Source organism: Leptospira chreensis (genome assembly GCF_016919165.1).
Classification (GTDB): domain Bacteria; phylum Spirochaetota; class Leptospiria; order Leptospirales; family Leptospiraceae; genus Leptospira_A; species Leptospira_A chreensis.
The window spans coordinates 92,393-115,227 of record NZ_JAFFPS010000064.1; the positions used below are offsets into that span (position 1 = coordinate 92,393).

At 40.0% G+C, this 22,835-nt stretch carries 19 protein-coding genes; 6 read left to right on the forward strand and 13 right to left on the reverse strand.

The genetic code is table 11. From position 1 onward, the window contains the following. Window positions 1-3: 3 nt before the first annotated feature. Together JWG41_RS17465 and JWG41_RS17470 are read right to left on the reverse strand one after the other, a co-directional pair. Window positions 4-1,578: an acyl-CoA dehydrogenase family protein gene (locus JWG41_RS17465; protein ID WP_205271092.1), complete on the reverse strand. Its 1,575-nt coding sequence runs from the start codon at window positions 1,576-1,578 to the stop codon at window positions 4-6. Then, on the reverse strand, window positions 1,575-3,476 hold the full coding sequence (locus JWG41_RS17470) for an AMP-dependent synthetase/ligase (RefSeq protein WP_205271093.1): 1,902 nt from the start codon (window positions 3,474-3,476) through the stop codon (window positions 1,575-1,577). Before JWG41_RS17470 ends, JWG41_RS17465 begins: the two co-directional genes overlap by 4 nt. A 123-nt stretch (window positions 3,477-3,599) precedes the next feature. On the opposite strand from JWG41_RS17470, the gene JWG41_RS17475 reads away from it, so the two are divergent. The 5 genes from JWG41_RS17475 to JWG41_RS17495 all read left to right on the forward strand — a co-directional run bounded on the left by JWG41_RS17475 (window position 3,600) and on the right by JWG41_RS17495 (window position 9,721). Continuing rightward, entirely contained in the window at window positions 3,600-4,199 is a 600-nt protein-coding gene (locus JWG41_RS17475) for a CBS domain-containing protein (RefSeq protein WP_205271094.1), read from the forward strand. Window positions 4,200-4,207: 8 nt separating this feature from the next. After that, complete coding sequence (locus JWG41_RS17480; protein WP_205271095.1) at window positions 4,208-5,641, forward strand: sodium:solute symporter; 1,434 nt, start codon at window positions 4,208-4,210, stop codon at window positions 5,639-5,641. A 196-nt stretch (window positions 5,642-5,837) separates the two neighbouring features. Further along, window positions 5,838-7,022, forward strand: a complete 1,185-nt coding sequence (leuA2, locus tag JWG41_RS17485; RefSeq protein WP_205271096.1) for a 2-isopropylmalate synthase LeuA2 — start codon at window positions 5,838-5,840, stop codon at window positions 7,020-7,022. Window positions 7,023-7,127: 105 nt separating this feature from the next. Further along, the gene (locus tag JWG41_RS17490; protein WP_205271097.1) at window positions 7,128-8,876 is read left to right on the forward strand and encodes an N-acyl-D-amino-acid deacylase family protein; all 1,749 of its coding nucleotides are present in this window, start codon (window positions 7,128-7,130) and stop codon (window positions 8,874-8,876) included. A gap of 149 nt (window positions 8,877-9,025) precedes the next feature. Beyond that, window positions 9,026-9,721 carry a DUF4349 domain-containing protein gene (locus tag JWG41_RS17495; protein WP_232374082.1) on the forward strand — a complete coding sequence of 232 codons (696 nt, stop codon included), beginning with the start codon at window positions 9,026-9,028 and terminating at the stop codon, window positions 9,719-9,721. 46 nt (window positions 9,722-9,767) lie between these two features. Here JWG41_RS17495 and JWG41_RS17500 read toward each other — a convergent pair whose 3' ends face one another. The 10 genes from JWG41_RS17500 to JWG41_RS17545 all read right to left on the reverse strand — a co-directional run bounded on the left by JWG41_RS17500 (window position 9,768) and on the right by JWG41_RS17545 (window position 18,773). Beyond that, window positions 9,768-10,334 (reverse strand): TetR/AcrR family transcriptional regulator, encoded by a 567-nt coding sequence (locus JWG41_RS17500; RefSeq protein ID WP_205271099.1) that lies wholly within the window; start codon window positions 10,332-10,334, stop codon window positions 9,768-9,770. A 33-nt stretch (window positions 10,335-10,367) separates the two neighbouring features. Beyond that, window positions 10,368-11,429 (reverse strand): alkaline phosphatase D family protein, encoded by a 1,062-nt coding sequence (locus JWG41_RS17505; protein WP_205271100.1) that lies wholly within the window; start codon window positions 11,427-11,429, stop codon window positions 10,368-10,370. 73 nt (window positions 11,430-11,502) lie between these two features. Further along, entirely contained in the window at window positions 11,503-12,024 is a 522-nt protein-coding gene (locus JWG41_RS17510) for a hypothetical protein (RefSeq protein WP_205271101.1), read from the reverse strand. Next, window positions 12,021-12,476 carry a hypothetical protein gene (locus JWG41_RS17515; RefSeq protein ID WP_205271102.1) on the reverse strand — a complete coding sequence of 152 codons (456 nt, stop codon included), beginning with the start codon at window positions 12,474-12,476 and terminating at the stop codon, window positions 12,021-12,023. The genes JWG41_RS17510 and JWG41_RS17515 overlap by 4 nt, the downstream gene beginning before the upstream one ends. A 126-nt stretch (window positions 12,477-12,602) precedes the next feature. After that, window positions 12,603-13,133, reverse strand: a complete 531-nt coding sequence (locus JWG41_RS17520) for a hypothetical protein (RefSeq protein WP_205271103.1) — start codon at window positions 13,131-13,133, stop codon at window positions 12,603-12,605. 226 nt (window positions 13,134-13,359) lie between these two features. Beyond that, window positions 13,360-14,241 carry an Ig domain-containing protein gene (locus JWG41_RS17525; protein ID WP_205271104.1) on the reverse strand — a complete coding sequence of 294 codons (882 nt, stop codon included), beginning with the start codon at window positions 14,239-14,241 and terminating at the stop codon, window positions 13,360-13,362. Between the two features lie 169 nt (window positions 14,242-14,410). Continuing rightward, a complete protein-coding gene (locus JWG41_RS17530; protein ID WP_205271105.1) occupies window positions 14,411-14,956 on the reverse strand; it encodes a DUF6886 family protein in 546 nt (181 codons plus the stop codon). A 300-nt stretch (window positions 14,957-15,256) separates the two neighbouring features. Then, the gene (locus tag JWG41_RS17535) at window positions 15,257-15,952 is read right to left on the reverse strand and encodes a LytR/AlgR family response regulator transcription factor (protein ID WP_205271106.1); all 696 of its coding nucleotides are present in this window, start codon (window positions 15,950-15,952) and stop codon (window positions 15,257-15,259) included. 16 nt (window positions 15,953-15,968) lie between these two features. Then, on the reverse strand, window positions 15,969-16,868 hold the full coding sequence (locus JWG41_RS17540) for a VIT1/CCC1 transporter family protein (protein WP_205271107.1): 900 nt from the start codon (window positions 16,866-16,868) through the stop codon (window positions 15,969-15,971). A gap of 93 nt (window positions 16,869-16,961) precedes the next feature. Then, window positions 16,962-18,773, reverse strand: coding sequence for a 7TM diverse intracellular signaling domain-containing protein (locus JWG41_RS17545; protein ID WP_205271108.1), 1,812 nt, complete (start codon window positions 18,771-18,773; stop codon window positions 16,962-16,964). Between the two features lie 347 nt (window positions 18,774-19,120). Between JWG41_RS17545 and JWG41_RS17550 the strand changes: the two genes are divergently transcribed. Continuing rightward, the gene (locus JWG41_RS17550; RefSeq protein ID WP_205271109.1) at window positions 19,121-21,394 is read left to right on the forward strand and encodes an autotransporter outer membrane beta-barrel domain-containing protein; all 2,274 of its coding nucleotides are present in this window, start codon (window positions 19,121-19,123) and stop codon (window positions 21,392-21,394) included. A gap of 36 nt (window positions 21,395-21,430) precedes the next feature. Here the strand turns inward: JWG41_RS17550 and JWG41_RS17555 are convergent, their stop codons facing one another. Beyond that, complete coding sequence (locus JWG41_RS17555) at window positions 21,431-22,678, reverse strand: lactonase family protein (RefSeq protein WP_232374083.1); 1,248 nt, start codon at window positions 22,676-22,678, stop codon at window positions 21,431-21,433. Between the last annotated feature and the right edge of the window lie 157 nt (window positions 22,679-22,835).

Below are 22,835 nucleotides of genomic sequence, written 5' to 3' on the forward strand. Positions count from 1 at the left end.
TGATTATAAAAGTTCCTGAAGGGTTTGAAAACGTCCGTGTACAGTTTCTTCAATCGATTTCCCCAATTGGGAATAATGATCCCACAATTGGGTGAGTTCGGAAGGAACATAACTTGTAAGTCTACTGAAGGACATAAGGTACTTCCCCACAAGATAATACGAAAGTAACTTTCGATCCATCAATTTTTCATCCAAAGAATAGTAATCCGAAGATTTATGTGTATCCATTTCTGACAAAGAAAGGATTACAAAAATGGACAAAACGTCTGCAAAGGCAAATTCAACCGATTGTTGTTTTTTACGGTTTGGTTCTGTATCCATGGAGAGTATGATCGCAAAGAGTACATTTTGAATTTTGTCTGTAAGGTCAGACTCTGCCGCAAGTCGAGAAAATTCCTTTTGGAATTTTTCTTTTCCCGGATATAAAGAGGAGATGATGGAACGTTGGATTTCGCTTGTCCCTCCACCAATGGTTCCTAACTTTACATCTCTGTAAAATCTTTCCACGGCATATTCTTTCATGTATCCATACCCACCAAACAACTGTACGGAATCCTTAGCTACATCTTCCGCAATTTCAGAAGTAATGAGTTTTCCCAAACTACTTTCTAAAGGAGAAGGGATCCCTGCATCTTTTCGTTCTGCCACCCAATAGATCAACCTTCTTGCTGCTTGGATATAAACCCAGTTGCGAACTAAAATATCACGCATTCCATAAAAACTAGAAATGGGTTTTCCAAATTGGACCCTTTCATTGGCATACCGAAGGCCTTTCCGAAAACAAAACTCCATAGCTCCGGCAAGTCCTGCCACAAATACAGTTCTTTCCCACTCTAAAGTTTCCTTACCAATTCGCAAAAACCCAGTGTTCATAGGACCGAGTAAGTTTTCTTTGGGAATGACCATATCTTCAAACACGAGTTCGGCGGTCATGGAAGTATGATGCCCGAGTTTTTTCAAAACCTTACTCACCTTAAAACCAGGGGTATGGCTTTCTACAATGAAGGCAGAAATTCCCATGGGCCCTCTTCCTTTTTCAGAAGTTCTTGCCATCACAACAAACACCTGTCCTACGGGTCCGTTGGTAATGTACATCTTGGTTCCGTTGAGTTTCCAACCACCGTCCACTTCTTCTGCTTTGGTTAAAAGAGAAGCGGCATCGGATCCGGAAGCCGGTTCTGTTAAGGCAAATCCAGCCATCCATTCTCCCGTGGAAAGTTTAGGAAGGTATTTGGATTTTTGTTCCTTGGTTCCTTGGAAGATAATGGGCATAGTCCCAATGACCAAATGGGCAACCCAAGATAGTCCCATTCCGCCATCCAAACATCCAGAAGCAAAGGCATCGGTTGCAATCGAACATTGCAAACAACTTGCTCCCTCACCACCATATTCCGAAGGGATGGTAAGACCGGTTAGACCTGCTTTACTAAACTCTTTCCATAAGTCATCAGACCAGATTTCTTTTTCGTCTCTTTCTTCTGCTGATGGAAACACTTTGTCTTCAGAAAACTGAAATACGGTATTGTAAAAACTTCTTTCCTCCTCATTTAAATAGGGATTCAGTTTCGGGTGTATCATTCGTAAATTCCTTCAATTTGTTTTGCAAAAACTTCAGAAATGACATTTCGTTTCATTTTCAAAGTTCTTGTCATTTCGACATCGGGATCAAAGGGACGAGAAACCACATAGAAGTTGTTAGCTGGCACTGTTTCAAATCCTTTGAATCCGTTTTCGCGAGAAATAATGCGTGTAATTTCAGTTCGGTACAATTGCCGAACCTTGGGGTTTAGATTCCATTCCCCTGCTTTTTCCTTGGAAATTCCTTCAATTTTAGCTTCCACAGCTTCGAAGTTCGGGACAATGAGTGCTCCCAAAGTTTTTTTATCATGACCCACAACCATCACTTGGTCAATGAAGGGAGAAGTAAGAAGTTTGTCTTCGATCGGGATAGGTTCTACGTTTTCCCCACCGATGAGAGCAATGGTGTCTTTCGAACGACCAGCAAAAACAAGTTCGTTTCTATGAGAGATCATCATAAGATCCCCTGTATCAAAAAAACCTTCTGCATCAAAAACAACTTGGTTCAATTCCGGACGTTTGTAGTAACCTTTTAAGATTTGTTTGGATTTGATCCAAAGGGTACCTTTCGCACCGACGGCTGTAACCGTCTTTCCCGTATCATCCTTCAAACGAATTTGGTATCCATCGATGGGAATCCCGACTGTTCCTTTGGTTGGTTTGGTGTTGGAACGAATGGAAACTACAGCTGACGTTTCTGTCATTCCATATCCTTCCAAAACTTTCAGTCCAATGGCAGATAAAAATCCATCCACCACACTAGGAAGTGCTGATCCTGCCGATATACAAATACGAATCCTACCACCTAACGCCTTGTGTATGGCAGAAAAGATTTTGATACTCAAAAGTTTTAAAGGAGAAAGTAAAATCAAAATAAAGAAGGCATAGGTCCTCTTTACAAACGAAACTAGGAAATTAGGTTTTTTGATTTCAAATTCAAATCCAAAACACATAGCATAGTAATGGGCCCAAGTGGCTCCAACTTTCAAAAAGAAATGGAATAGTTTTTCTTTGAACCCACCTTCTTTGGCAACTTTGGCAATGATCCCATTATAAACAGATTCCCAAATTCGAGGGACAGAAGGAAAAATCGTCGGACGAAAATCCCTTAGGTCGTCCTTTAAGGAAGACATATTCGATACTAAAAAATCAATCCCAAGAAAGATAGTGGCATATTCAATCGCTCTTTCAAACGCATGCCAAGGAGGAAGTAAACTCACTGCATTGTCATTGGAATTCATGTCCAACCTAGAACTGGTATTTCGAATCGCAGTAATCCAACCTTTTTGAGACAACATCACACCTTTTGGATTTCCCGTGGTTCCCGATGTATAAATTAAAGTAGCCAATGCATCAGCATCGGTTTGCCCCATTCTAGCTTCTAATGTCTGTTTGCCGTCACGGACCCATCTGTCCTTTCCTTTTTTAGCAACGGAAAGAATGGAATTCTCACCCGTATACAAATCCCCTTGGTCTGTTTCCAAAATAAAAATTTGTTTTAAATGAGGAAGTTCACCTAACAAATCATCAATGCGTTTTTTATCCTTGGGTTTTTGGACGACCAAGTATTTGGCTTCCGAATGGTTTAGAATATAAAGAATTTCTTCTCGAACAATGTCTGTTCCGCGAGGGACGACAACGGCTCCAGAAGTGAGGATGGCGATGTCTGTGCGGAGCCAATTCACAGTGGCATCGCAGAAAAAACCAATTCGATCCCCTACTTCGACACCGAGTTCGATAAAGCCCAAAGTCAATTGGTCGACAAACTCTTTCAAATCTCCAAAACTGATCCCAGGGAATTCAGTGGCAGACTTTCGTTTCCGAAAGGAAACTTTGTTCGGAAGGGTTTCTGCAACGTGGGCCAACGCTTGGTAGAGGTTTTCGTAGTTTTGGATCATGGGTCTTGCCTTTTTCGTATGGGATGGGAATTCGGAAATGTAGGATGGATAAAAAACCACTGTTCGTTTTTTGCAAGTTTTTTCTTATTTTTGACAAACTTTTCAGAAAGGTAGGGCATAATTATGTTCTTTTGGATCCATGAGGGGCGAATTTCCCCCAATCTCCCGACCACCCACGCAGATCGGGTGCATAAAATCCATCCGGGAGGCAAAAGTGCTCCGGTTTCTAGCGAGGGGGACGGCTCCTCCAATGCCCCTCATACTTCTTTTTTACACCGTGCGCCAGGAGATGTTTACAAAGAATCCGCAGGCCAAACTGAAAAAACGGTCTATTTCCTCCACGAGATCATGTCGACCCCTGCCCTTTCTCTTCCCTCCACGGAAACGATCACAAATTGTTTGGATTTTATGGTGGAGAAAAAAATCCGCCACCTCCCCATCACCAATGAATCAGGGATTCTTGTTGGTTTTGTTTCGGACCGGGACATTCTCGAAAAAAGTAAATCCTATGAAAGGGATTGGACGGTTTCCGACATAATGACCAAACGAGTATTAGTTGGATCTCCAGGAGCCGAAATCAGAGGGGTCACACAAGTGCTTTTGGAAGAAAGAATTGGATGTATTCCTGTCGTAGATGACGATAATCATCCTATTGGGATCATCACTCGATCGGACTTACTCCGTTTGTTACTGAAATATCCAAATTTAAATATTATCGCGTAAGGAATTTTATGATCTGGGATGTAATTGTTCTTATTTTTTATTTTATTCTCGTTTTTTATTTTGGATTTCATTTTGCAAAGAACACACAAAAAGAAGAGGACTTCTATCTTGCGAAAAAAGAAATCCATTGGGTCTTTCTGTTATTGTCTCTTGTGGCAACAGAAACTTCTAGTTTAACTTTTTTAAGCATTCCCTCCTTGTCTTTCAAGGGAGACTACCGGTTTTTAGAAATTGCTTTTGGGTATTTGATTGGAAGGACGATTGTGGCTCTCTATCTTTTGCCATCGTATTTTTCAGGAAATACAATTTCTGTTTATGAGTATGTAGGAAATCGTTTTGGAAAATCTCCCCAAAAAACCATCTCCTTCGTATTTACGATTTCCAGACTTCTAGGAGATGGAATTCGATTGTATGTCAGTTCCCTTCCGATTGCTTTTCTTTTGGAAAGAATGGGACTTGCGTTTTCCCCCGAACTTCTAGGAATCATCGCCCTCACTACCTTAAGTGTTGTCACCATCATCTATTCTGTTGTGGGAGGATTTCGTGCCATCGTATTCACCGATGTTCTCCAGTGGTTCATTTATATTTTTGGGGGAATTTTTGCTCTCGGACTACTGATCCATAAATTAAATATTCCTATCTTTGAAGGAATCTCTAGTCTCCAAACTTTGGGAAAATGGAATTTGTTTGTCTTCGATTACCTTCCCGCAGGAGACAATAGTTACTTTATCGTATTTGCTCTGATCGGGGGGGCTTTTATCTCCATTGGTTCTCATGGCACAGACCTAATGCTTGTACAACGAGTCATTGCTACCAAGAATTTAGTTTCGGGCCAGAAGATTCTCATTGGAAGTGGGATTGTGGTCCTCCTCCAATTCATCTTGTTTCTCCTGATTGGATCCCTTCTTTATCTTTTCTATGCAGGCCAAACCATGGCCCCAGACAAAGTCTTTAGTCAGTTCATTGTGAATGAAGTCCCTTCTCCACTCCTGGGAATCCTTGTGGCTGCGATTCTTGCCAGTGCCATGTCCACACTCAGCTCCACCATCAATTCCCTCTCTCTCACTTGGGCCCGGGACTGGGGAATGGACCAATGGTTTAGTCCACGCACCCTCTCTCTGTTTTTTGGAATCACTCTCTTTATCTCGAGTCTCATTCCTTATTTTCTCATCCAAACCTGGGAAAAAGGGCTTTTGGAAATGGGTCTCACGATATTTTCCTATACACTTGGGCCTTCGATTGCGGTTTTCTTTTTGGCGAGAGGAAAAGCGGATTTGCCTGTATCAGGTCTTGTATTTTCCATTTTCTTCCTAACCAGTATCTTGCTTACTGTAGCCCTTGGACTTGGTTTTCAAATTTCCTTTACCCTTCTCATCCCAATTGGATTTGGAATCCAAATCTTTCTTGTACAAATTTCTCGTATTCGAGTTAAAAAAAATTGACAGGATCTTCCGTATCCGTTCGTCTAAAGATTAACAATGAAATTATCTGCTAACATTCAGTCACTCCTCCTCCTCGAACTTTTATAGATCGAGGGAGAACGTGCTGTGTGACAAAGCCCACTCCTAACCAGGAAGTGGGCTTTTTTTATTTTTAGTCCTCCTTCCGGTCAGTAGTGGCAGCGGATTCGGAGGAAATATGAAACCAAACCAAATTAAAATCCAAGACGTTACCTTACGAGACGGTAACCAAGCTTTGCGAAGACCCTGGACCTTAGATGAGAAAATCGAAGTCTTTGATTTGCTTGTCGCATTGAATGTAGATGGAATCGAAGTGGGGTTCCCTTCTTCCAATGAAACTGAGTTTGTGGCAAGTAAGACCTTAGCCAAACGAGCACCAGTCGGAATCCCCATCGCTGGATTGTCACGTGCCAATGAAACAGAAATTGCGAGAACCTGGGAAGCCATTCAATATGCAAACAAACCCCGAATGCATATTGTGTATCCGGTCAGTGATTTTTCCATTCGCCATGTTTTGAAAATCTCGGAAGCGGAAGTCATTCAGAAGATCAGGAAATCTGTTTCATTTGCCCGGTCCATCGTTGGGCCCGACGTAGAAATTCAATTCTCTGGGGAACATTTTGGAGATGCGATCGAGAACTTTTCTTTTACTAAAGATGCCTTTCTTGCCGCCATTGAAGCCGGGGCCAATATCATCAACTTACCCAATACAGTCGAACGTTACCGGCCCATGGTATTTGTGAATATGGTAAAAGAGATGAAAGACTTTATCGGGGACAGAGCCAAGGTTTCTGTGCATACCCACAACGATTTAGGAATGGCAACAGCAACTTCTGTGGAATGTGTGTATGTCGGGGCCGAACAAATCGAAGTGGCTTTGAATGGACTTGGAGAGAGAGCAGGGAATACCAATTTGTATGAAACAGCCATCGCCTTACATCAAAATGGTGAATCTTTAGGAATCAACTTCCAAAGAATTTATCCCACAGCCAAACGCATTGCAGAAATGACAGACATTCCCATTGGAGAAAAAACACCGATTATTGGAGATGATATTTTTTCGCACAGATCAGGAATCCATCAAGATGGTGTTGCCAAGACCATAAAACAAACCAAAGGCGCTTACCGAACTTTTTCTCCTGAATTTGTAGGAAGAAATGATTCCGAAACTATCTCCTTTACCAACCAATCGGGACATAGGGCCATTCAATTTTTATTGGAAAAACGAGGAGTAAGCGTTTCCAACGAAGAAATCCATAGATTGTTTGAAAGAGCCAAAGCCATTTCCTCCAATGAAAACAACAGAGAAATCACCGAAGGGGAGTTAGTGGATTTAGTCAGTAATTACGTAACAGCCTCCTGAACAAGGGGGGCTTTCGTCCAGAGAATCTTTTACGTGATTCGTATCGAATCATTGACAAATCTTTGTCAATCTGCCATAATTTTGTTTGGTTTTTCCGGAGGTATCATGGCAGACACTCTCATCAAACAGGCGAGAATTTTTGACGGTAGCACAAATCCATCTTTTGTAGGTGATGTAAGGATTAAAGATGGAGTCATCCAATCCATATCCAAAACGGAATTAAACCCCAACTCGGGAGAAACCGTGGTCGATGCCAAAGGGCTTTGGCTCACACCTGGGTTTATAGACTTTCATACTCACTACGATGCAGAGATAGAAATGGCACCGGATCTTTCCGAATCGGTGCGTCATGGTGTTACCACCATATCTCTTGGCAGTTGTTCTTTGAGTTTGGCTGTGGGTGATCCCACTGATTTGGCAGATATGTTTAGTCGGGTCGAAGCCATCCCAAGAAAGAATGTTTTATCCATCCTCGAAAGTAAAAAAAATTGGAACTCCGCTTCTGAATATAAAAAACATTTAAACAGTTTAGCACTCGGTCCCAATGTAACTTCGTTTGCAGGCCACTCAGCCATTCGTGCACATGTGATGGGCCTCGAACGTTCTCTCACCAAAGGGGAAAACCCCACAAAACAAGAGTTAGAGACAATGAACCAACATCTGGAAGAAGCACTGGATGCAGGTTTTATGGGTCTTTCCATCAACACTCTTGTTTGGGATAAAATGGATGGATCTAGATTTAGATCTCGCCCACTCCCTTCTACCTATGCCAATTGGAGCGAATACCAATACCTAAACAAAACATTGAGAAAACGCGGAAAGATCTTTCAAGGTGTTCCAAATGTTTCTACCAAAATCAATGTTCTTATGTTTTTGAAAGAAGGTTTTGGACTCTTTCGTAAACCATTAAAAACTACAGTCATCTCACTTATGGATGTGAAGTTTGATCCGGGTTTGTATAAATTATTGAACCTCATTGGAAGAATCACCAATACCATATTTAGGTCTGACTTTAAATTCCAAGCACTCCCTGAACCATTTGATTTATACGCGGATGGAATGGATGTTGTTGTCTTCGAAGAGTTTGCAGCTGGTGCCAAAGCAAATCATATCGAAGATGAATTGGAAAGAAAACAATTAATGAAAGATCCAACTTATAGGTCTTGGTTCAAACGCCAATGGACCAATTGGTTTTTACCTCGTGTTTTCCATAGAAACTTCAAAGAAACAAAAATTGTCGATGCTCCTGACAAATCACTGATCGGGAAATCCATTGATGAAGTGGCGAAAGAAAAGGGAGTTCATTCGGTGACTGCCTTTTTAGATCTGGTGGCCGAACATGGTAACAAAGTTCGTTGGTATACCGTGATGGCAAATCACAGAAAAGAACCTCTCCAAAAAATTGTATCCTATCCCGACATCCTCATCGGATTTTCAGATGCGGGCGCCCACTTACGAGGTATGGCTCATTATAACTTTCCTTTGCGTATGTTGAAATTGGTTCGGGATGCAGAACTGGAACAAAAACCATTTATGACAATGGAAAAAGCAGTGCATCGCCTAACAGGAGAAATCGGAGATTGGTTTGGAATCGATGCTGGATATATCAAAGAAGGAAAAAGAGCCGATTTAGTTTTGATTGATCCAACCAAACTCGACGACTCACTTGCCAAAGACGTAGAAGCAGCTATGCCATTTATGGAAGACTTCAAACGTTGGGTTCGTCGTAACGATGAAACTGTCAAAAAAGTCTATATCAATGGAAAACTTGCTGTCGATCAGGGAAAACCAGTCACCGCCCTTGGAAAAGAAAAAGGGTATGGTAGCTTTCTCGAGTCCACGATCGGCACATAAAAAAGATTTGCGGTTGGATACTGAACTGATTAATTTCAGTATCCAACATGAAAATTACAAAGAACCAACTCTCCTTCCTATTATTCCTTAGCCTTTGTTTTTCTTTTGTCCACTGTTCCTCCGCAAAAGGAATGGAACGGGAACGGCCTATGAGCCGTTCTTACGGGGAAGCAGAGGAATATGCACCATCGGTTGCGGCACCTTCCCCAAAAACAGATACTACATCCAATGAACTGAAAGTCCAAAAAAGAATGATGGTGTATTCGGTGAATGTCAATTTACAGTCCAAGGAAATTGAATCCAAAGTCACAGAAATCATCAAACTGGCGGAGTCTTATGGTGGTTATGCGCTCCAATACAGTTCCAATGGCATCATACAGCTGAAGATTCCCGCAGAAAAGTTAAAACAGTTTTTATTTACCCTACGTGGCCAATCGCAAAACTACTCAGAAGACGTTTCAGCAAAAGATGTCACGGAAGATTATACCGATACGGAAATCCGTATGGAAAACTCTCTCAAGATGCGAGTTCGACTTTTAGAAATTTTAAAATCAACAAAGACTGTGGAAGAAACTTTGAAAGTAGAAGCAGAACTAAACAAAGTTTCCGAATCGATTGAAAGATGGGAAGGAAAACTAAAATACCTTGCGAGCGCGGTTCAATTATCTTCCGTTCAAGTGCAAGTCCGTCAGAAATGGGAGCCAGTCGTTCAAAAAGAATACAAACCGGGGCCTTTGGGATATCCTTTCTACTATTTGTATTTAGGAATGGGAAAAGTAAAAGACGGACTGGTTTGGTTATTCATCCAAGAAATTCCAAAGGAAAAAACAGAAATTCCAGATTAATCAAATCACAAGCCGAACCGATTCCAAACAGGGCGTTTCAGAAAAATTAACTTTTGATGATACGCTCTGCCGACACAATCATTTGTGATTTCATACGTTCAATGACCTTACGATCTTTGGTTAAGGCATACAACCTAAGCCCACCAAGATAACTCATATACAACTCGTAACTCAATGATTTTACAAGGTCGGATCGCAAGTTCGGTGCAAAGTTTAAAATACAAGTCTCTACGGTTTCTAGTACATGATGCACTGCTTTATTTCTATAGGTATCAAATTGGCTGAGGTGGGAAATTTCACCAGAGAAAAGAGCAATGGGGCAATCCTTTCTAGAAGTATTCCTTTGGTTTCTAACAATAAAATTGACCCATTTTTCAATGAAGTCTGCCATATCACTGGCTTTGGCCAATACCTTTAACATAACAACGCGTTGTTGTTCAGAAAGATAATTTAAGTATTCAAACCCGATATCGTCCTTGGAAGGGAAATGATCATATAAAGTTTTTTTATAAGCACCGGCCTTCTCTAAGATCTCCGCAATTCCTGTGGCTTGAAAACCTTTTTCACGAAACAAGGCAAAGGAACTTTCTAAAATTTTTTGTTTTGGTTTCAAAATGAATCGGCTCCTATTGTTTCTAAAATACTTTTATTCTTTAGAATCATTCTTCGTATATTCAAGGACTACATTCCCAGTTTTGTCTTTGACGGAGGATCGCCAAACCAATTTTCCTTCTTTCCATTGAATCTGCAGTGTTCCATAGTTTTCCTCCCGGAAGGCAGAACCTAACTTGTATTCAGAATCATATTCCAATTGTAAAAAAGACAATGGTACATTGAGGGAACTCGAAGTGATTTCCACTAACTTACGAGTGTCAGACAAAGGATATTCGTATATTTCTGCAATGTGCCTGTCTCCGGAAAGGATGACTAAGTCGGATGTTTTGGCAGAACCCAAAAGTTGGAATAACTTCTCTCTATCTTTGGGAAAGTTCCCCCATTTCTCAAACGGTTGTTCGGTGGGAATGACTTGGACACTAGAAACAAAAACAAGTAAATCCGAAGGTTGATCCAACTCCGCTGCAAGCCACTTCCACTGCTCTTCTCCGAGAACTGTGGCATCTTCTGCATCATTTGCAGTGTATTGGCTTTTGCCGGTAAAGTAAGAGAAAAAAGATCGTTTCAAAGGAGAACGAAAAAACCGGGTGTCAGGAATCACAAAATGAATTTTTTTCTTTTTGAATTCAATCCAGTAAGAAAGAAAAATTCCCTTTCCATCCTTAGTTCCTAATTTTTGTCCTTTGGGCATCAGAGGACCGACTTGGGAGATAAAAACTTCTCGGCTCTTTTCTTTATCTAAAAATTCACCACCACTATCGTTGACCCCATAATCATGATCATCCCAAGTCGCAAGGATTTTGGCTTTCGAGCGAATGGCCTTCCATTCAGGCCGAGCAAACTGTTTTTTATAGGCAGGAATCTTTTCTGTGGCAACCAAACTGTCTGCATAAATATTATCACCTAACAGAAGCACTAAGTTGAAAGATTCTTTTTTCCACTGGGTAAGAATGGGACTTTCTTTGTCCTGATGCAAACAAGACCCAAAGCCAATCTCGAAAGTTTCTTTCTCCTTTGCTTCCATGGGGAATTGGAATAGAATCAAAAAAATAATGGATAGAGAAAAAGAAACGAAGGAAGATTGTTGTTTCATAAAGGATTCACTAGTATTCGGAAAATGTTTCTAAATTTTCCCGAATTTTCCCTTTTCGTCAATCGGATTTCGACTAGCGGCCATTCATAAATAGACCAGGCGACATTGGGTAAGGATATCCCACGGTATTTCGGATCACTCGGTTTCCATACATTCCCCGATACACATATAAGTGAGGAAACCGAGAATAATCCCTTCTTTGGTAAGATCCGGTATAAAGGATTATATTTTGGTAATACTCGTTATTTACATGTAGTGCATAAGTATAACCAGCAATGGGCCAATCCGCTGGGAAAAAATCCCCTGCTACCTGAACTTCCGTTTCTTGATACATATCCCGACCAGACCTTCGATCTCCAATTGCACAAGGTTCCATCCGACTGGGAACTGAGCCCGCCATCAAAACCAAACATTCCGAATTGTATCCATGTTTTTCCGCATAGGCCAATTGTTGGTGCATTCGAAGGTGAGAGGTTTGATACCATCCCCTCATTGCGGTTTTTTTATCCAAAGTTGTACATTCTAACAAGGATCCAAACATTAGAATGAAAAATAAAACCCGCCATACATTGAATTTGCGAAGATAAAGGTTCATAACCCACCTCCCCGCGAATACTGAACCGACTGGACTTTTCCAGGCAAACTCTGTTGCATCGATTGGCGGAGAATATTTTCTTTTAACGAACGATTATGAAAAGGCCCTCGCCCTAAGGTCACATCCTTGTATATTTCCGAATTGGCATGCCCTTCCAGAACATAACCCGGAATGATGGAGAGAAAAGGTCGAACCGTTTCCTTTCGCCCCTCACCAAAACTTGACGGTGAGTTTAGAGACCGACTTCCCACATAACAATAACTCAGTCGAGGAAAGGGATACTGTCCATCGGGAGGAAGCAAACATTCTGAAGAATGTCCCGTTTCCGTAATCACCGAATTTTGATAGTGCCACCTTTCGTTTGCACGAGAATTCTTTGTTCCAAAAAAAGACCTTCTGTCAAGACTTGTGCACTGAATAAAAACAAGCAAAATGCCTACTAGAAGTTTCATACTGACATTCTACTGAAAACTAACAGAAATGCGATGGGAGGTATCCGCAATTGCGGATACTACCTAAATCGAATCAACGAAACTCGAAAAAACGAAAGGATGGGTATCCTAAAAACCAAATCTATATCATAATCTGCGAAGATTGATTCGGTAAGGAGTGACTGCAGAGGATACGGGCCTTCCCTGGCATTGGTAGGCGGAGGGATCGACAAGCCCTGTCGATTGCAACGCATACAACTTTCCGGTTTCCAATACGATTTGTTTGGCACCAGCCGATGTGGAAGAAAACAGTTCGGTATTTCCATCCTTCAAAGACACAAGAAAATCAAACCGACTCGAATTACAATTGTTCGACGTGAGTGTCTGTCGGCCGGAAACCGCAGTCACTTCATAGTTTCCACTCACCGTTACCGATAATGACCCAGGAACCGCCAAAACACTACAAATGGAAATCGATCCGTCCAAAACGAATGGAACACTGGCATTTTCGTTTGTCAGATACTGACAAGGCGGGGTGGCAAGAACCGAAAGTACAAGGGCATCCGCCATGGGATCCCCTGTGAGCCTTGTGCCGGGTATCAACCCCTCTTCTTTCTCATGCGAACAACTCCAAATAAAGAGAGCAAGGAGTGGCAACCAAACCAAATATTTTAACATACAAAACCTACTTATTGTTTTCTAAGTAGGTTTTGAATTCTATTAGTTGGTTCCCCATTTTCTAAAAAAGTCGGGGCGCCTCGCGATCCTTTGTTAGATAAAAATCAGATCCCAATCCGCGACCGCGCTTTACGCTGCAATCTTTCCAATCCCTATACCATCAGAGATTTTTTCCTGATTGGGAAAGGATTTCCGCTACAATCACTGGCGCTTCGTTTTCTTAGATTCAAAATCCACATCGGGAATCCATCACACAAGCAGACTGACTCGTATAACAGACCGAAGAATTGGAGCAAACATGGGGTGCGGGACCACGGCAGGTGGATGTCTGCGAAATCGATTTACAAGTTCGATTGTTTTTTTCCTCTTCAGAAACAACGATGAGCTGAAACGAGGAGGTGATTTTTTTCTCAGGATCTGTTTTTAATCGGACAAATACTGTGTAAGATTGGAATTCATTACCCGTTGTTTCCGTCGGTGTTCCCTTGATTTCTCCCGTGTCCGGATTTAAGTGGATTCCTGCCGGCAATGGGGATAAGGAAACAAATTCGACTTCACCTAAGCTTCGTAAGATTTCCAAAGAGTTCCCTAAAAAAATTGGAGAGATCGGAACCAATGAAAGACCTAATTCTAATTGCATAGACCGAACCAAATATCGAAAGGAGCCGAGACAAGGAATGGAAAGGGACTGATTGTTTTCCTTTTTATCGGAAGGTAATAAAACCAAGGAAATATCAGGACAACGAAATAAAGAAACTGTAATTTTCGTGTCTGTCATTTCCGTAAATTCTAAAAACTTTCCAGACCCTTCGCCAAACAATCGTTCTCTCGTCAATACACTTAAATTCTCGCCTTCTATCGAAAAGTTAGAATTTTCAAACACCACAGTGGGAGAAACCGAACGGATGGTATAGGACTCTTCCGAAACAGAAGTCGCCGGATCGGAAATTCCTTTATCTTCCGGGAAGTGAGAAACTAACCCAAGCAGGTTTACGGCCCAGGAACCAGAATCCTTTGATTCTTTAGCAGAACAGCTCCAAGTAAAAAGAAAAAATACAGCCAAAGAACATAACTTTAGTGTAAAAAGGAGAATGAATTTTTTTGTCATCGTGACCACCTCTACCGGAGAGATGGGTAAGAAAAAAGAAGGTTGGGCATAAAAAATTATGCAGAAAGAATGATCTTCCGAACCAATGAATCCAAAAACGATTGAAAAACTAATTTCTAAAAATCTTTTGTGAACAATAGTAGTCTGAGAAAAATATAGTCAATGTATTTTAGGATTTTGTTTCTGATGGCACTCTAGAATTCCGCTGGATGGCAGAACCAAATTGATGAATTCCGAAATCTTGAATCGATGAATTTAACAATTCCGCTCGAAGTCGATTTAGATCTGTCGTGATCCTTAATTCAATATTTTCTTCGAGTAACCTTTCCACCCCATTTTTTATAGCTTCCATTCCAACTGGTTCTACTTCCACAGGTGAGATATAATACCCCGCGATTTCGTCAAACAACGAGAAGGTTTGTGTTGGTAATTCGTAGCGAAATAAAGTGGCATTTAAAATCCGTTGCAACCAGTTTGCCTCTACTGTGACGACAATATCCGCACTAGTTGTACCAAAAAACTTACGATCATCAGTTTCTGTGATATGGTTCGATTTCGTATAAACAATCCGCGGGCATAACCGAGGAAAGTAAAAGGAAAATTGATGGGTTTCGTCAATGGCCCAAACGACGGGAGGCATATCCTTTCTTGTGTCTTTTACCCTCGGCTTGAATGTTGTGATACTTCCTTCTTCACTAAAATGATATAATTTCATTGGTTTCCCTTATTTTTGACTGTTCCATAGCTTCACCTTTCTGAAAAATCATGAACCCTTAAGTCTTTCTTTGGAACATCCATTCCGTCTGCCAGTTTAGATTTGGGAGTAACGGTGAGTGTAGGACATTTATGGGGGATTGGGAAGGGGTGAATGAGTTACTCTCGTAAGCGGGTTTCGTTCGAAAGGGAATGAAAGAAGTAAGTGAGTTACCTTTTTCAATAACTAGAATTCTGCACCGGATTACCCTTCACCCTACTGTGATAAATGCAGCGGTTTACAAAAGGAAAGTCATTCATTTTACGTTTGTAATGTTTCCTTCAACTCTTTATAATAGTTTCGTCCCATTTTAAGTTTAGTTCCCGTAGTCAGTTCTAATTGGTAGGAACCACCTGGTGAAGTAATAATTTTTTTGATTTGTTTTCCATTCACTATAAACGAACGATGAATTCTTAAAAAATATCCTGGTAATACTTTCAGAATAGAATCTAAACTTTTATTATGAACCAACATTTCTCCATTCTTTTGAAACACCTTCACTCGTTTATCAAAGGACTGGACATACAAAACATCCTTTGTTGCGATTAAGTTTAGTTGATCCTCTTGTTTAATACCAATGTATTTCGTTTTGGTTCTGTTATTGTTTGTTTGGAATTTCTGAAGGGCTTTTGTTATTCTATCTTTACTGATTGGTTTGGGAACAAAATCTAAAACTCCATAATCAAAGGCGTGAATGGCTTCGGCCGTATTACCGGATGTGACGATGGTTAAAAAAGAGGCAGCGGATGTTTCTTTTAACAAATCAAAGCCGATATCACCATCCAAATTCAGATCTAAAAACAATAAATCGATTTCATTTTCCTGAATGAAACACTGAGAACCAATCAGACTTTTTTCAATACGTAGAGATGAAATTTTACTCCCAAGGAGTTCACGTAACATTCGTTCCAGTCCCCTTGCCGCCACAACTTCATCCTCTACGATTAAAATTCTCAAAGTTTAAATCCGACCTTTAATACTGTTCCAATCTATATTGTACATTGGAGAGGTTTACAAATACACCAATCATGGCTTGATAGGAATTTAATGTACGCATAGAAAATTGGTCTGCTTTTAAAAACTCCCTATAATAATCGACTTCGGCTTTAATTCCAAAGTAACGACCCAAATAAATATTTAAACCTGCACCGGCACCAACGATACTTCCAATACCACTCGTGATCTGATTGCTGTAAACAAACCTGTCATGTGTTAAGCCAGAATGTGCTTCCCCTGTAAATGAAACAACACCAGCCCTTGCCACAAGATAAGGATCAAAAAAATTTCTTGGAACAGGATGATAAGTGGCAAGAAAACTCATTGAATTCCCACGGTAAATGGTTCGTTCCCTAGGAACAGGATCAACAAATTCTTTGTAATAGGATAACCCTGGAATTACATCTTGTCTTTTGGCATTCATAGAATTTTGCATTACAGTAAACCCAAGACCAATTTTTTCTTTCCAACCATATTCAAAATCAAACTGAGAGGCAACACCAGGGGTATAAGTTGGCTTAAAATACAAACCTGCTTGATTATTAGGAACGGAACCTTGCGGATAATATTCTTGGCCTACTTCTTTTGTTACAACCTTATATTGGAGAGAACTGTCATAGTTTTTCTCATGACTAATGAAAGATCCACTAGGTGCCAATGTCCCTCCTCCCATAAAACTAATCAAAAATGCGCCTTCATAAAAACCTGGTGGGTATTTAAGCTTTGCGTAATATTTTTCTAGTTCTGCATTGTTTTTTTGAGTCTCTTCTGTAGTTTGGTTTACTACTGGCTTCTCTTCTTTTTTAATGAGGGGTTCTGCAAAGGTCATCCTTGCAGATAACAGAAGCAAGGTTACTGTCAGTTTCTTTGTATTCATATATCTTTATCCTTATGGATAGGATAAAGACATGATCAAAACTTACAAAAAAAAAGGAGCGAAGCGCACTAAATCAGCGTGAGACGCACAAATTCATTCCATAAGTGTGATGGTATTTTCCCAACCACCTGTCACCATTTTGGAAGAAAAATCCCATTTATTTGGGAAAGCTTCTTGTAACCTTGATTTTATATATTTAATACCAGTACCAAGTGAATCTGATTTGGTTGTGGGGAGGCCGTCATTGAAAAGGATGTATTTTGTTTTATTTTTATCCTTCTTTTTCTTCAATGTGAAAGTTCCTGAATTTTTGCCTTGATAACCATGGGTCAGTCCATTTTCAACCAATGTCAACAATACAATCGGAGGAATCAGATCTTTGGCACTGATACCTTCAGTTTTGAATTCAAATTTTGATTCTTTTCTAAGACTCATAATTTCTAAGTATCTTTTACAAATACTAATTTCTTCGTTAACGGAAATGGTTTTTTTGTTTGTTAACTTTAGAATGGCTCGTAATTCATCAGAAAGAGCAGTTAGCAATTGTTTTGCTGTTTCTGGATCTTCATCTAACCAAATGATCGTTGCATTGATCGAATTTAACAAAAAGTGGGGATGGATATTATTTTTTAATAATTCTACCTCTAGCCTCGAGGAAACGAGTTGGGCATCTTGGAGTTTGACTTTATAGGAAGCCATCCGCCTTTCGGCTCTGTTTTTTTCCGAGTTCGTAAGTTTGATTTTGTAGGCAAGACCCAAGGAAAGTAAACACATCTCTATGGCCGAACCCGCTTGCAGCCCATACTCAGTCACTATATTTGCAGGTAAAATCCCAAAACCTTTGAGGGAATAGATACCGACACCAAATAGAAGTGCCACCCAAGCGATTAAAAAGTACCGTGCCGGCTTGTATCCTTTATCCCAACAAACAACGGCGACAAGAAACACAGACAAAGCGAACAAAATAACAAGGGATGCCAGTAAATATATATTCACATAGTATGAAAAGATAAAGGAAGATAACATTAAAAATAACATGAGTCCCATCAAAACAAATATGATTTTATCCCAAGTCGGCGTATTTTTCTTTGTGCTTAAAAAACTTCTCGTAAACTGAAGCCCCCAAAATAAGGAAAACCCTCCCACAAAAGGCAAACTAATATTTGCCCAATGCGGCGAATTAGGCCAAAATATTTGGAATGCTAATCCATTTAAAACTGACTGAGAAAGACCATAAAAACTAATATACAAAAGATAATACAAATAACCCAAATCTCTTAGCATAAACAAAAGAATTAAATTATAAATTACTAATACAAAGAGAATCCCATAATAAATCCCCAGAGACAAATTTTCCTTTTCTTTAAGTTTTAAAAATCGTTCATGCGAATACACTGTGATTGGAAATTGTACAGTTCCTTCACTCTCAAACCGAAAGTAATATTTATTATTTTTTTGGGAGCCTAGTTTGATCGGAAAAATAAAACTTTTTTCTTCTAAGGGCCTTTGCGAAAATACATAGGAATCGCCAGTGATGATCTCTTTCCAAGTTTGATCGTTCCATTCATAAAATTCTATTTTGTCTAGTAATGGATAGGATACATGAATGAACCAATCCCGCACTTTGGATTCATTTTGTAGTTCAAACCGAACCCAATAAACATTTTTTGTGAACCCAAAATTGGGCGAAAGGGATTTACTCTCAGCAAATAGATTCGATTTTCGGACTTCCTCAAATTTCAAGTGATTATCAGGCGTTAGGGTAAGAATCTCCATATGAAATCCAATGGGATATTCACCAGTTCCAGTTTTTAAAATGGTAGTAAATCGAGACTGGGTGGGGAGAGCCGAAAGAGAAAAACCACTTAAAAATATTAGAATTAGGCTAAATTGCGTCCAGGACATTTTGACAAAATTTACTTTGTTTGAGTTAGATTGTAAAGTAAAAGATTCTGTTTGGTGTTAAATGATTCCCAACATTCTTTTTGATCCCAAAAGCGGACAATATGGAAGATTCATGGATCAAAAACTCCCAATCGGGTAAACTTTCTCTTATACTTGCGAATGTTCTCCATCACCACCCCTCAGACGGAATGAAAAGTTGGTTTAGGAAATTCCTCAAGGAAGGACCCAATCAAATCACTTAATTTCGAAAATTTTTTGACAACACTTCCCATCGTTTGGATTTTAATACAAAATAACAGTTGTCAACGTTTTTGAATCCTGAACACTCCAACTGTAAGGCTTGAATCATGATACGACTGGCAAAATTTTCCTATCTAATCTTTCTTTTTTTCTCCCTTATCATTTGTAAACCAGCGGAACTCTCCAACGCTTGCGATCCAAATTCCGAATCCTATATAACTTCCACAATCCTCAGGTTTTTAACTAGCGATAACTCCCCTTCTTGTTTCCCCGGATTTCCCAAACCTCCCACCTGGGGTGCACATAGCGATTCCTTGGCCAATCTGGAAATCTTAGGTATGGCCATCCATAACAATAAACTCTACTTAGGTGGTAGATTTCAATTTTTAGGTCCCAATACGGGAGGAGCTGCCATCTTAAATACAGTGGATGGATCCCTACTTGATTCGAACTCCTGTCCCTACTTAGAAGTCCTTAGTTTTAGCAATGTAGCTATTTCTGACGAAAGAGGTGGGTTTTATTTGGCTGGGAATTTTACACACGTCCAAGGGGTCGCCAAACAAAGTTTAGTGCATATTAATTCCAATTGTAAATTGGATACAAATTTTGATGTGGGAACGGGATCTGGAGGAGCCGACATTCGTGATCTCTTATTAGTGGGAGAAACAATTTATATCGCGGGGAGTTTTTCCACATGGAATGGTTCTACTCGTGGATATCTGGCTGCGGTGGACAGAACCTCAGGTGCTTTAGATACAAATTGGATCGCAAATGCTGATGGAGTCGTAGAAGCTATAATCGCTGACACAGACGGAATCTTTGTCGCAGGACAATTTATCAATATCAACGGAAGCGGAATCGGTAGGTTATCAAAAATTGCCTTCGATACAGGGAATCCAATTTTGAGTTTTGCGCCGAGTATTACAGCAGGGGCCATTCGTTCCATTGCAATCGGAATCAATGCTTCAAATAATAAAGTAATCTATGCAGGTGGAAGTTTTACCGCTGGTTCCAACTCCAATGCAAAATCCTTTGCAATGGATGGTAGTTTAACGGCTTGGAATCCCGCTCCAAACAATCTAGTCGATGATCTTGTAGCAGTAGGTTCAAAAGTTTATTTAATCGGTAGCTTTTCTCTATTAGGTGCTACCGTTAGAAATTACTTTGCTGCTGTAGATAACAATTTAGGAGCTGTGGGCAATGAAGATTTACCTTTCTCTGGTGCTGACACACTAGCCTCCATCACTGTATTTGGTGGTAAAATTTATCTCCTAGGAAATTTCACTTCCATAGCTGGTACACCAAGGAGGTATGGATTCTCTATAGATCCCACCACTGGAAAAATATCAGATTGGAATCCAAGTTTTACCACTGGTTTCTCCTATCCCACAGGAAAAATCGCCTTTTCCTCTGACGGCAGTAAGGTGTTAGTTCCAGGCAATTATTACAGCGTTAATGTAGTCGAACGCAATGGATTTGGAGCCATTGATTTAAACACCGGCAAACCAACAGATTTGAATCTTCAAATGGCGGGTATAGCAATACGAAGTTTGCATATTCGAGATAACATTTTATATGGAGGAGGACAATTTACTTCTATTTTAAATAACTCCAGAACCAATTTTTTTATTTTGAATTTAAATACAAATACCTTAGAAGGGACAGCGCCCACATTCAACTCCAACGTCGAAACTATCACCACAGATGAAAATTATATTTATGTCGGCGGAAGTTTTTCGAATGTGGCAGGAACAGCGCGCACAAATATCGCGCGTTTGGTGCTTTCCAATGGTGCACTTGACAATTGGAATCCTGTAGGAGATGGAAACGTTGCCTCCATTCACCTTTTAAAAGAAAAAGTATTTGTGGGAGGATCTTTTACCAATATAGGAGGATCCAATACATCTTATATTACCGCACTGAACCCAACAAGCGGCACCAATTTACTTTTTCCATCTCCGACAATGTTCCCCAATATCAATGTTTCTGCAATAGCTAACTATCAAAATCAAGTGTTTATCGGAGGAAATTTTACTACCATCGGTGCACAAACCACTTCGAGGTTTAGTTCCTTCGATAATACTTCCGGTGCTTATACACATCAATTATTTTCCACCGATAACATAGTTTCCACCATAAGTATTGGAGAAAATGGTAAGGGAGTTGTTGGTGGTTATTTTACAACCATAAACGGATACCCTAAAGAAGGATTCGTATATTATGATTTTCTGAATAGAAAAATATTAGATTCCAATATTCCATCGGCAGGTGATGTCTACCGGTCTATCTCAGTAAACAACACACATTACTTCGGAGGAAAAATTAGCCAAGTCAACTATCGTCCGAAAGGGGGATTTTACTTTGCTGATATCAATAATTAGTGGTATCTAAAGATTTTCAAACTTCCATTTTTAGTTTCAATAAGATACAATTTCCACTGAAAATGGATTACTTCCGGCAGTCACAGGAAATCCGCTAAGAGGCAAAAGAGATCCATCCCCACCAATAGTGTAACCCGAAACATTGCCTCCTTGTGTATTGGAGGAATATAAAAACTTTCCACTTGGATCAATACTAAGACCAATAGGACTAAATCCAGAAGAAAAAGGTGACCCACTTACAGATGTTAAAATTCCATTAACAGGATTTACAGTATAAGCAGAAATCGTTCCTTGCCCCGTACCACTGTTGGCAACAAACACAAACCGATTGAATGGATCTGTGACAGTAAACCCTGGTGCGATTCCTGCAGAAATACTGGTTTGGATGGTAAGATTTCCCGTATTTCCATCTCTCAAAAATGGGAACACATCTTGTGAAAAATAATTGGCTCCATAAACAAACTGATCATTAGCAGAAATGGCTATGGAAATATTATTTTCACCAGTTTGATAAACGTTAACAGAAGTTAATCCTCCTGTCGTCGAATCCAGATGAAACGCCTGAACTCCAGATATATTTCCGCTCGCACCAGTAAGTCCAACATACAAATGCCTACCAGTAGAATCGAAAACAAGTCTTCCAACTGCCCCAGCCGTTGGATTGGATGTATTAGTAGTAGGTGTTAGGCTAGAAATATTTCCAGAAGAATCGATGGCCAACCGATGAATTTGCTGAGTGGTTTCCGAACTAGCAAATAAATATTTTCCACTAGGATCTAAGGCTAAAGAATATGGGGTAGAAGCAAGAACCAAATCGGTATGTTTTATAGATAGGGTTCCTGTATCGGGATTTAGATTAAGTATAGAAATGGAAGTATTACCAACATTAGCCACATATACAATTGTACCATCCGCATTGGCTACTGAATGACGAGGACGATTTGTCAATGCAAAGGGTGATCCAGCCACCTCAGCTAATTCACCAGTGTTCGGGAGGATCCGAAAAACACTGATGCTGCTCGTTGCCGTAGACACACCGACATTGGTAACCAGAAGGAAACGAGGAATTTTAATTCTAGTATGAGAAGGATTTCTCATACTAACACCACAAAATTGCGTGCTTTCACTAGTGCCGAGCAGGATCGCCAAGGTTTGAAAATAAGATGAAGCCCCTGGATCACAACTAACATTGAGTTCAGAAGGTTCGCATTGAGAACAAAACGTAATCACAAGAGCAATACAAAGAATCTTTTTACATAAGTAAATCAACGGTTTTTGTTTCAATCCGGGTTCATTCCTTTTCACTAAGCAGGTATTCCTTTCTAATAAAAAATATACAAACTTTATTCACCTTTCCTCCATCATTTCTATCAATTTATTTTAAGAAATACAAAGGACAATCCATCAGAAAAAATCACTCACATCTTTTCAAACCTGGGCG